The 11470-nt window shown below is 61.4% G+C and carries 7 protein-coding genes and 1 tRNA gene; all 8 read left to right on the top strand.

Annotated features, from left to right (window positions below; translation table 11 throughout):
* Positions 1 to 45 precede the first annotated feature (45 nt).
* The gene (gltB, locus tag E0L29_RS07415; RefSeq protein WP_131357078.1) at positions 46 to 4647 is read left to right on the top strand and encodes a glutamate synthase large subunit; all 4602 of its coding nucleotides are present in this window, start codon (positions 46 to 48) and stop codon (positions 4645 to 4647) included.
* A 31-nt stretch (positions 4648 to 4678) separates the two neighbouring features.
* Entirely contained in the window at positions 4679 to 6157 is a 1479-nt protein-coding gene (locus tag E0L29_RS07420) for a glutamate synthase subunit beta (RefSeq protein WP_131357081.1), read from the top strand.
* Positions 6158 to 6249: 92 nt separating this feature from the next.
* The gene (locus E0L29_RS07425) at positions 6250 to 6522 is read left to right on the top strand and encodes a DUF4404 family protein (RefSeq protein ID WP_131357084.1); all 273 of its coding nucleotides are present in this window, start codon (positions 6250 to 6252) and stop codon (positions 6520 to 6522) included.
* A 52-nt stretch (positions 6523 to 6574) separates the two neighbouring features.
* Positions 6575 to 7903 carry an ATP-dependent Clp protease ATP-binding subunit ClpX gene (clpX, locus tag E0L29_RS07430; RefSeq protein WP_131357087.1) on the top strand — a complete coding sequence of 443 codons (1329 nt, stop codon included), beginning with the start codon at positions 6575 to 6577 and terminating at the stop codon, positions 7901 to 7903.
* 70 nt (positions 7904 to 7973) lie between these two features.
* Positions 7974 to 8047, top strand: a tRNA-Val gene (locus tag E0L29_RS07435).
* 177 nt (positions 8048 to 8224) lie between these two features.
* Positions 8225 to 9403, top strand: coding sequence for a site-specific integrase (locus tag E0L29_RS07440; protein ID WP_131357090.1), 1179 nt, complete (start codon positions 8225 to 8227; stop codon positions 9401 to 9403).
* Complete coding sequence (locus E0L29_RS07445; protein ID WP_131357092.1) at positions 9387 to 10337, top strand: hypothetical protein; 951 nt, start codon at positions 9387 to 9389, stop codon at positions 10335 to 10337. Before E0L29_RS07440 ends, E0L29_RS07445 begins: the two co-directional genes overlap by 17 nt.
* 313 nt (positions 10338 to 10650) lie before the next feature.
* Positions 10651 to 11121: a response regulator receiver protein gene (locus E0L29_RS07450; RefSeq protein WP_131357095.1), complete on the top strand. Its 471-nt coding sequence runs from the start codon at positions 10651 to 10653 to the stop codon at positions 11119 to 11121.
* Positions 11122 to 11470 lie beyond the last annotated feature (349 nt).

The following is an 11470-nucleotide window of genomic DNA, read 5'->3' on the forward strand; positions in this document are numbered from 1 at the left end:
TGTCGCCTTTATTTCGAAATTCTCAGAAAAGTTGTGCCTAATAATATGAAAGTTACTTCCAGCGCTGGGCTCTACGATCCACAGTTCGAACATGATGCCTGCGGCGTAGGTTTCGTCGCCCATATCAAGGGCGTGCGCTCACACGACATCGTGGAGCAGGGACTGCAGATCAACGAGAACCTGAAGCACCGCGGCGCGTGCGGCTGCGAGAAGAACACCGGCGACGGCGCCGGCATCCTGCTCCAGGTTCCCGACAAATTCCTCCGCAGGGTCTGCCAGGAGCGCAACATCGATCTTCCCGCCGAGGGCCGCTACGGCGTCGGCATGCTCTTCCTTCCCCCCGACATCTCCCAGCGCAGGGCCATCGAGGACATCTGCCGGCTGATGATCGAGGCCGAGGGCCAGCGGTGCCTCGGGTTCCGCAAGGTCCCGACCGACAACTCCACGATCGGCGCCACGGCCCGCTCGGAAGAGCCGGTCGTCAAGCAGCTCTTCGTCGGCTGGGGCGAGGACGTCTCGAGCGAGCTCGAGTTCGAGCGCAAGCTCTACGTCATCCGCCGCCGGATCACCAAGCGCGTCAAGTACACCGCGGGACTGCTCGGCAGCAGCTATTTCTACATCAGCAGCATGTCCTCCCGCACCATCGTCTACAAGGGCATGCTCCTTCCCGAGCAGGTCGGAGAGTTCTACCCCGAGCTGCACGATCCGGACATGGAGAGCGCCATCGCCATGGTGCACTCACGCTTCAGCACCAACACCTTCCCGAGCTGGGACCGGGCGCACCCCTACCGCTTCCTCAGCCACAACGGCGAGATCAACACCCTGAAAGGCAACGTCAACTGGATGAAGGCCCGCGAGAAGAACGTGCGCAGCGCGGTTTTCGGCGACGCCATCGAGGACATCAAGCCGGTCATCATGGAGGACGGCAGCGACTCGGCCATCCTCGACAACGCTTTCGAGTTCCTGGTCCTTTCCGGCCGCTCCATGGCCCATGCGGCGATGATGATCATCCCCGAGCCCTGGTCCGGCAACAGGAGCATGACGGAGGAGAAGCGCGCCTTCTACAAGTACCACAGCTGCCTCATGGAGCCCTGGGACGGCCCCGCTTCGGTGGTCTTCACCGACGGCCGCCAGATCGGCGCCGTGCTCGACCGCAACGGCCTGCGCCCCTCGCGCTACTACATCACGAAGGACGACCTGGTCATCATGGCCTCCGAGGTCGGCGTGCTCGACATCGAGCCGGAGCGCATCCTGAAGAAGGACCGTCTCCAGCCGGGCCGCATGTTCCTTGTCGATACCCTCGAAGGCCGCATCATCTCCGACGAGGAGATCAAGCGGGCCATTGCCACCGAGAAGCCCTACGCCGAGTGGATCGAGCGCAACGTCATCGACATCGACGCCCTGCCGGACCATCCGCAGATGAAGAACCCCGACGAGGACAAGTACAGCCTCACCGCCCGCCAGAAGGTGTTCGGCTACACCCGCGAGGACATCACCATGCAGATCATCCCGATGAGCGAGAAGGGCGTCGAGATGGTGGGCTCGATGGGCAACGACACGCCGCTTGCGGCCCTCTCCAACAAGCCGAAGCTGCTCTACGACTATTTCAAGCAGCTTTTCGCCCAGGTCACCAACCCGCCGATCGACTCGCTGCGCGAGGAGATCGTCACCTCGACCTCCGTCATGCTCGGCACCGAGGGCAACCTGCTCGAGGCCGAGGAGGTCAACTGCCGCCGCGTCAAGCTGCCGCACCCGATCCTGACCAACCAGGACCTCGAGAAGATCCGCGGCATCGACAAGCCGGGCTTCCGGGCCGTCACCATCCCGATGTTCTACGACGTCGCCAGGGGCGGCAAGGGCATCGAGGAGGCGATGCAGGACATCTACCGCCAGACCGAGCAGGCCGCGCAGGTCGGCGTCAACATCGTCATTCTTTCCGACAAGGGCGAGATCGAGCGCGACCGCGCGCCGATTCCCGCGCTGCTTGCCGTCTCCGGCCTGCACAACTTCCTCATCAACGCGGGCATCCGCACCGAGATCGGGCTCGTGCTCGAGTCGGCCGAGCCGAGGGCCGTGCACCACTTCGCCATGCTCATCGGCTACGGCGCCGGCGCCGTCAACCCCTACATGGCGTTCGAGACCATCCGTTCGCTCGTCTCGGAGGGCCAGATCCGCTTCGACTTGAAGACCGCCACGAAGAACTACGTGAAGGCGGCCGTCAAGGGCGTGGTGAAGACCATGGCCAAGATGGGCATCTCCACGATCCAGAGCTACCGCGGTGCGCAGATCTTCGAGGCCGTCGGACTGAACTCCAAGCTCGTCGACGCCTACTTCACCCGCACCCCGACCAGGATCGAGGGCATCGGCCTCGGTACCGTGGCCGAAGAGGTGAAGCGCCGCCACGCCTCCGTCTTCCCGCCCTCCGGCAACAAGGTCAACCGCGGGCTCGAGGCCGGCGGCGAGCGCAAGTGGCGCCACGACGGCGAGTACCATCTCTTCAGCCCCCAGGCGCTGCACTTCCTGCAGCACTCCTGCCGCACCGGCGACTACACTCTCTTCAAGCAGTACGAGGGGCTGATCGACGACCAGAGCCGCAACCTCTGCACGATCCGCGGCCTCATGGACATCCGCTTCAAGGGCGAGGGCATTCCGCTCGACGAGGTCGAACCGGTCGAGAACATCCTCCGCCGCTTCAAGACGGGCGCCATGTCCTACGGCTCCATCAGCCAGGAGGCCCACGAGACGCTGGCCATCGCCATGAACCGCCTCGGCGGGCGCAGCAACACGGGCGAGGGCGGCGAGGATCCGGCACGCTTCAAGCCGGAGCCCAACGGCGATTCCCGCATGTCGGCCATCAAGCAGGTCGCTTCCGGCCGCTTCGGCGTCACCAGCGAATACCTGGCCAACGCCCGGGAGATCCAGATCAAGATGGCGCAGGGCGCCAAGCCCGGCGAGGGCGGCCAGCTGCCCGGCACGAAGGTCTACCCGTGGGTGGCCAGGGTGCGCCACTCGACCCCCGGCGTAGGGCTGATCTCGCCGCCTCCGCACCATGACATCTACTCGATCGAGGATCTCGCGCAGTTGATCCACGACCTCAAGAACGCCAACCCCGAGGCCCGCATCAACGTCAAGCTGGTCTCGACCGTCGGCGTCGGCACGATCGCCGCGGGAGTCGCCAAGGCGCACGCCGACGTGGTGCTCGTCAGCGGCCACGACGGCGGAACGGGTGCTTCGCCCATCTCGAGCATCATGCATGCCGGCATGCCCTGGGAGCTCGGCCTTGCCGAAACCCACCAGACCCTCATGCTCAACAACCTCCGCAGCCGCATCGTCGTGGAGGCGGACGGCCAGCTCAAGACCGCGCGCGACATCGTCATCGCCGCCCTGCTCGGCGCCGAGGAGTTCGGGTTCGCCACCACCACGCTCGTCGTGATGGGCTGCATCATGATGCGGGCCTGCCAGGACGACTCCTGCCCGGTCGGCATCGCCACCCAGAACCCGAAGCTGAGGAAGAACTTCAAGGGCAAGCCGGAGCATGTGGAGAACTTCATGCGCTTCCTGGCCGAAGGCGTCCGGGAGTACATGGCAAAACTCGGCGCCAGGACGCTCGACGAGCTCGTCGGACGCACCGAGCTGCTCGGCATGAAGAAGACGGTCGATCACTGGAAGGCCAAGGGGATCGACCTCTCGAAGATCCTCTACCAGATGGACCTGCCGGAAGAGGGCACCCGGCACTGCAGCATGGAACAGGAGCACGGGCTCGAGGAGAGCCTCGACCGTACCTCGCTGCTCGAGATCTGCGAGCCGGCCATCCGCCGCGGCGAGAAGGTGACGGCCACGCTGCCCATCCGCAACACCAACCGCGTCGTCGGCACCATCGTCGGCTACGAGGTCACCAAAGCCTACGGCGCCGCCGGCCTGCCGGACGGCACCATCTCGCTGAGGTTCACCGGCTCGGCCGGCCAGAGCTTCGGCGCCTTCATCCCGAAAGGCATGGCGCTCGAGCTCGAGGGCGACGCCAACGACTACGTCGGCAAGGGTCTCTCGGGTGGACGCATCGCCGTCTACCCCTCGAAGGGATCGTCGTTCGCGGCCGAGGAGAACATCATCATCGGCAACGTCGGCTTCTACGGCGCGACCTCCGGTGAGGCCTACGTCAGGGGTATGGCCGGCGAGCGCTTCTGCGTGCGCAACAGCGGCCTGCACGCCGTTGTCGAGTCCATCGGCGACCATGGCTGCGAGTACATGACCGGCGGCACCGTCGTCATCCTCGGCCGCACCGGCCGCAACTTCGCCGCCGGCATGTCGGGCGGCGTGGCCTACGTCTACGACGAGGACGGCTCCTTCGCCGACAACTGCAACCTCGACATGGTCGGCCTTACGCCGGTCGACGATCCGATGGAGCGCGCAACGCTGCAGTCGATGATCGAAAAGCATGTCGAATACACCTCCAGCGTGAAGGGCCGGGGGATCCTCGACCGGTTCGCCGAGGAGGCCGAACGGTTCGTAAAGGTCATGCCGAACGACTACCGCCGTGCGCTCGAGGCCATGCGGGAGGTCGAGGAGGCGGGCATCACCGGCGACGAGGCCGTGATGGCCGCATTCGAAAAGAACGTCCACGACCCGTCACGGGTTTCGGGGAACTAAAAACAAAGAGTAAATCATCGGGTTATACGTTATGGGTAAAGTCAAGGGTTTCATGGAGTTCCAGAGGGCGGTTCCTGAGGACAGGCCGCCTCTGGAGAGGAAAGGCGACTGGAAGGAGTTCCATCTTGAAATGGACGGGCAGGCGCTCTCCGACCAGGGCGCGCGCTGCATGGACTGCGGCACCCCGTTCTGCCATACCGGCATCATGCTTGCCGGCATGACCAGCGGATGCCCGATCCACAACCTCATTCCGGAGTGGAACGACCTGGTCTACAGGGGGTACTGGGGAGATGCCTACGACCGCCTGATGAAAACCAACAACTTCCCCGAGTTCACCGGCCGGGTCTGTCCCGCTCCCTGCGAGGGTTCCTGCGTGCTCGGCATCATCGAGCCGCCGGTGACCATCAAGAACATCGAGTGCGCCATCATCGAGCGCGCCTTCGCCGACGGGCGGGTCGAGCCGAAGACGATTGCCTACCGTACCGGCAAAAAGGTCGCCGTGGTCGGTTCCGGCCCGTCGGGCCTCGCCGCCGCCGACCAGCTCAACAAGGCCGGCCACACCGTGACGGTCTTCGAACGCGACGACCGCTGCGGAGGGCTGCTCATGTACGGCATCCCGAACATGAAGCTCGACAAGGAGGATGTCGTCCTGCGCCGCATCGCGATCATGGAGAAGGAGGGCGTGGAGTTCAGGGTGAATACCGAGGTCGGAAAGGACTATCCGGCAGAAAAACTCAAGGAGGAGTTCGACGCCGTCCTGCTCTGCACCGGCTCGACCCGCCCCCGCGACCTCGAGGCCGAGGGCCGCAGGGAGGCCTATGGGATCCATTTTGCCATGGACTTCCTCCGTTCCTCGACGAAGGCCCTGCTCGGCGGCTCGGCTCCCGAGATCACCGCCGAGGGCCGCAATGTCGTCGTCATCGGCGGCGGCGACACCGGCACGGACTGCGTGGCGACCTCCATCCGCCAGGGATGCAACAGCGTCGTGCAGCTGGAGATCATGCCGAAGCCCCCGCTCGAGCGGCCTGAGGACAACCCCTGGCCGCAGTGGCCGAGGACCTTCAAGGTCGACTACGGACAGGAGGAGGCCGCGGCCCTGCAGGGCGAGGACCCGAGGAGGTACGGCATGATGACGAAGAAGTTCATCCGCGACACCGACGGCCGGCTGAAGGGCGTCGAGGCCTCGGAGGTCGAGTGGGTGAGGAAGGAGGGCCGCTTCGTGCCGCAGCCGGTAGCCGGCACCGAGCAGATCTTCCCGGCCGAGCTCGTCCTGCTCGCCATGGGATTCCTCGGACCCGAGGCGGAGCTGCTGCAGAAGCTCGGCGTCCAGTGCGACGAGCGCTCGAACATCAAGGCTGCTGAGGGTTCCTACGAGACGACGGTGGAGGGCGTCTTCGCCGCAGGTGATGCGCGCCGCGGCCAGAGCCTCGTCGTCTGGGCCATCCAGGAGGGCCGCGCCGCCGCGCGCGAGTGCGACCGCTTCCTCATGGGAGAAACCTTCCTTCCGTAAACGAACAGCGCCCGAAAGCGGTTATACCACGTACCATCATTAATTCAGGCGGCATCCCCGACCGGGATGCCTGCCCCCAAGGCCGGAGTGCTATGGAACAGCAGAAACTCAGGGAGCTCCTCGAAACGCTCCACCACGAGCTCGAACACGTCGAATCGGTCGACGAAACCACCGGCAGGGTGCTCTGCTCCCTGAAGGAGGATCTTTCGCGTTTCTCCGATGAACCCTGCTCGGTCGACATCGCCGGCGACGAGCCCTTGATGGAGCGCATGCAGGATGCCGTCGGCCACTTCGAGACCGACCATCCGAAGCTTTCCATGGCTATCCAGCACGTGCTCGACAGCCTTGCCCGCATGGGGCTCTGAAGCTTTTTTCGGCGACCGACACTTTAAACAAATCGACAGGACGAACGACCAGATGACGAGAGAAACGACGACAGGCAAAGGCAGGACGAAGAGTGCGCAGCGCGGAGGCGGAGGGACGGACCAGGTCGTCTGCTCCTTTTGCGGGCGAAGCGCCCAGGAAGTGACCAGCATGGTCGCCGGACCCGGGGCCTTCATCTGCGACCGCTGCATCAAGACCTCCTACGATATCGTCCGCAAGGAGCTTTCGGCGATCCAGCACCCCGAGGTGGTCGTCGACGAGCAGCCCTTCATGCCGCGCCTCGTCAGCCCGAAGGCCATCCTCGAGTCGCTCGACCAGTACGTCGTCGGCCAGGAGCGCGCCAAGCGCTCGCTTGCGGTCGCCGTCTACAACCACTACAAGCGCATCGACTCGCAGGAGTGGCGGCACGACGATGACGAAATCGTCATCGAGAAGAGCAACATCATGCTCATCGGCCCCACCGGCACCGGCAAGACGCTGCTGGCGCAGACCCTGGCCAGCCTGCTCGAGGTGCCCTTCTCGATCGTCGACGCCACCTCGCTCACCGAGGCCGGCTACGTCGGCGACGACGTCGAGACCATCCTGGCCCGTCTCCTGCATGCGGCCGACTTCAACCTCGAACGCGCCGAGCGCGGCATCATCTACGTCGACGAGATCGACAAGATCGCCCGCAAGTCGGCCAACGTCTCCATCACGCGCGACGTCTCGGGAGAAGGCGTGCAGCAGGCGCTCCTGAAGATCCTCGAGGGTGCCGTCGTCGGTGTGCCCCCGAAGGGCGGGCGCAAGCATCCCGAGCAGCAGCTCATCAACATCAACACGAAGAACATCCTCTTCATCTGCGGAGGGGCCTTCGAGGGGCTCGACAAGCTCATCGGCCGCAGGATATCGAAGTCTTCGATGGGGTTCGGCTCGAGCGTCAAGCACAAGCATACCGGCTACAATCCCGAACTGCTCAAGCACGTGACCCAGGACGACCTGCACGAGTACGGCCTCATTCCCGAGTTCATCGGCCGCCTTCCCGTTCTCAGTACCCTCGATCCGCTCGACGCCACGGCCCTGCGCAGCATCCTCGTCGAGCCGAAGAATGCGCTCGTCAAGCAGTACCGCAAGCTCTTCGAAATGGACGGCGTGGAGCTCGAATTCTCTCCGGAGGCGCTCGACCGCGTCGTCGAGATCGCCATCGAGCGGGGGACCGGTGCGCGTGCGCTCCGCAGCGTGCTCGAGAACGTCATGATCGACATCATGTTCGAGCTGCCCTCGATGAGCGGGGTCGGCAAATGCGTCATCACCCCGGAGGTCATCGACCGCACGGGCGAGCCGCAGTACCTCGACGCATCGGGCAGGAAGAAAAAAAGGGCATAAAAAAGCCGGGCGGTGCCGGAAAGCCTTTGCAAATTATGAATCCTGTCTTATATTAACAGCCTTTCAAGGAGGGCGATTAGCTCAGTTGGTTAGAGCGCTACATTGACACTGTAGAGGTCAGAAGTTCGAATCTTCTATCGCCCACACTCCATATAAAGCCCTGTAAGATAAAGACTTACAGGGCTTTTTTCTTGCCCGGAAATCCTTTCCGGATGCCCCGATTTCCGCGTTTTTGAGCGTTTTTGAGCCTTTTTTATATTGATTTTGCGACGCATATGCGACGAGCAAAATTGATCTGGGGAGCCCCAGAAGGAGACGAATGTGAAGCTGAAGCTGAAGCACCGGGTGCTGACTGCCAAGGATCGGAAAGGGTGGCACTCATTTTTTATTGAAATCTACGCACAGGGCAAACGGGTCTACGAGCCGCTCGATATGGTGGCGGACCCGAAAGACAAGCCCAGGTACAGGGCTGCCATGCAGTTCTGCACGGATGTCCTCTCCAGACGCCAGGTCGAACTCAGCAGCATCGCTGCCGGCCTGACGCCTCCCGAAATCACCTACAGCAAGGGGGACTTCATTCTCTACTGCCAGCGCCTCGCTGACAAGGTCCACCACGCCAAGAGCCAGGAAAACTGGAACGTCGCCATCAAGAGCCTTATGCGCTATGAGCCGGAGGGCCTCACCTTCGGGGAGGTCGATAAGGATTGGCTCGATGATTTCCAGAATCACCTGCGCAAAACCTATTCCCAGAACACCGCCCGGAACTATTCATCCAAAATCCGCCAGGCGATCGCCCTGGCCGTCCGCGACGGGTTCATCAGGCAAAGCCCGAACGAGCAGGTCAAGCAGGTACCTGAAAAGGAAGGGGAGATCAAGTACCTCTACTTCGAGGAGGTCCAGCTGCTCGACAGGACGCCCCATCGCCATAAAGGGCGGCGGGTCGCCTTCCTTTTCAACTGCTTCGTGCCGGTTCGCCCCGGCGATCTTGCCGTCCTGTCCGAGGCGAATATCCGCTCTTCACCTGATGGCGGCTATGAGGTCTATTTCCGGCAGGGCAAAAAGCAGCGGATCGAGTCAATCCCGATTGCGTCGCAGGGAATGCGCTATCTCAACCAGGCCCGTGAGCAGGCCAGGGTTCGGCTGGGACGGGAACTGAAGCCGCACGAACCGATTTTCGATATAGGGCACAAGAGGTGGTACGGCTCGATGCTCAAGGTATGGGCAAAGCGAGCGTATGCGCTCTATGGGGCCGAGCTGCCCACGGAAATCAGGACCCACTTCAGCTGGGCCTGCGAGGACCTCTCTCCCCACTGGGCTCGACATACCGGTGCCACCATGCTGCTCAACTTCGGTGCCGACCTCGACGCCGTCGGAGAGATCCTCGGCCACCGTGACCGGAAGACAACCATGCGGTATGCCAAGATCCAGCCGAGGACCAAGCGGAACACGATAGCCCTGATGCCGAGTATCGCAACCGGAGACGATGATGACGAAGCATGACGACGAACGGAAAAAATGGGAGCGCATCGGCCACCGCCTGATGCAGTCCTCCGATCTGCAGCTCCTCTGCGGTCTCACACGGACAAGCCCGGGGGCTGAAAAGCCTTTTGTTTCCTCCCTTGCCGACGATGAGCTGGAAGGGATGACCTCCTTTGTGCTTGAGCGCATGAAGGAGGTCGATCTGCTTGCCCTGGCTGGAGCGACGCAGGATGCCCCTGAAATCCCCCATGAGTACCGTGACCACCCGCAGGCATACCTTCGCCTGCAGGTTCCGAAAAACGCGCTCTACCGCTCTTCCGAGCTCTACAACGCCGAATTCATCAACGACCTCGATGAAGGCTACGACACCCTCCAGGGCGTTTTCGTCACCCTCGTCCGGGCACTTGGCTACCTCTTCGACGAACTTCAATACCGCCATGGCAGCATCGACCCCGCCTTCATGCATGCCCTAGAGCGGAGTTTCCCCGAGTATGCGGCTGTCGTCGATCAGGTTGTGGCAGGAGAGAGGAAAGACGCGGCAGTAACCGCTCCTCCTGCCACGATCAAGCTTACCCTTACCCCGGAACAGCTGGCCGACCTTTCAGGTTGCCTGGAGGTCTTTTTCGATCCATCCGACCGTCCCGGATTGACGGAATTGCTCCAGGGGCGTTCCGTTGGCCGCAAACTGGTCTTCAACGGCAACCAGAACCGCCTCGTCGAAGTCTTCCGCAGGCTTTCCTACAACGGGTTCCTGTACGAGTCCTCGACCGTTCTGCGTGACTGGCTCTGCGGGCATTTCGCTTACCGGTCCAAGGCCGGTATTGCTGACTTGAGTCAGAACTCCGTCTGGGACATCCTCTCCAAGGCAAAGGGGGAGCCTACCCTCAAGAGCCGAATCTGTGTGTTTGGCTGGCTTGCCTACAAGACCCATGCGTCGTTGAAGAGAGCGGATTAGCCTTTTCATTCCGATCACAGCAATAGAATCCTCCACCCGCCGAGTGGAGGATTTGCCTAGTGTTGCTCTGTCGATCGCTCTGTTCTACTCCTCCCATCACTTCAGAATTGACCATGTCCATATGCATATCATCCGCTTGGCCATCCACATTCATTGATGCTCTTGCTGCGAGATTGATGAATGGTTAAGCGGCAGATGCGAGAGCTGGTTTCGCTGGTTGGGGTATTGTGCTGCGTGAGATTTGGTAAAAAAAGCCGTACTATGATATTGAGTCCTTCCAATAGGCCGCAACGCAGACAACACACGGTTGACAATGAGTACCAGACAGGAACTGGCGGAGCAGCTAAAGGAATTTGCTCGGGCATCAGCAGAAAAAGCTGCCGAAATCGAGCGCGCTACAGGTTCTCCTGGTGGGAATCAATCAGGGCTTACGGCTTTGCTCGATATGGTCAAGAGCGCAGATGTACCAGCCAAACAAAAAAAGCCAATCACCAAAGGGTTGCTTGCGTGCCTTGAGCACGAACAGTTGGAGTCTCGGGTGGGGACGATACTCACCAACGCAGATGCTGCGTTCCTAAAGACGCTGCAGGAACGGCATCCGAACCTTACGCATCGAGAATATCTCATATGCCTTTTTGCAAAGCTGGGTTATGATACCCGAGAAATCGCTAGGTATTTCGGAATATCCGTTCGTGGCACTGAAAGTATCCGGTACCGCCTGCACAAAAAGTTGGGTAGAAAGAAGCATGAAGCTATCAAGACCTATTTGTTTGAGCTGAAATGAGTTGGATCTGTTCTGTTTTAAGGGCCCTTCTATTTAATCCGTTAAAAAGGGAACCCTGTAGCGGCAGTCGCGATTTTTTTCGCCGGATGATGCTCCCGGTCAGATACTAATCACTCAATTTAGGCGTGTATGTTCTTCTCCGGGATGGGATGAATGGTAGTAGGAGGGGGAAAAAAGTAATTCTTAGCATTCTTTATAATCCATTTTTCAGACGATCTATATTAGGGGTTGCTGAAGAATTCAAGCCATCGCCGAGCGGCACTCAATCACCGTTCGGGAAGGTGACCACACGAACGAATTTCTGATTACGTCAAGCTCCAAAAGGAGCCATTCGAACAGGCGCAAAAAA

Origin of the sequence: Chlorobium sp. N1 (assembly GCF_004332115.1) — a bacterium.
Classification (GTDB): domain Bacteria; phylum Bacteroidota; class Chlorobiia; order Chlorobiales; family Chlorobiaceae; genus Chlorobium.

Bases quoted from the DNA above. Each gene is read 5' to 3' on its own strand.
- E0L29_RS07420 (WP_131357081.1), top strand. From the start codon at position 4,679: ATGGGTAAAGTCAAGGGTTTCATGGAGTTCCAGAGGGCGGTTCCTGAG.
- E0L29_RS07445 (WP_131357092.1), top strand. From the start codon at position 9,387: ATGATGACGAAGCATGACGACGAACGGAAAAAATGGGAGCGCATCGGC.
- E0L29_RS07450 (WP_131357095.1), top strand. From the start codon at position 10,651: ATGAGTACCAGACAGGAACTGGCGGAGCAGCTAAAGGAATTTGCTCGG.
- E0L29_RS07425 (WP_131357084.1), top strand. From the start codon at position 6,250: ATGGAACAGCAGAAACTCAGGGAGCTCCTCGAAACGCTCCACCACGAG.
- gltB (WP_131357078.1), top strand. From the start codon at position 46: ATGAAAGTTACTTCCAGCGCTGGGCTCTACGATCCACAGTTCGAACAT.
- clpX (WP_131357087.1), top strand. From the start codon at position 6,575: ATGACGAGAGAAACGACGACAGGCAAAGGCAGGACGAAGAGTGCGCAG.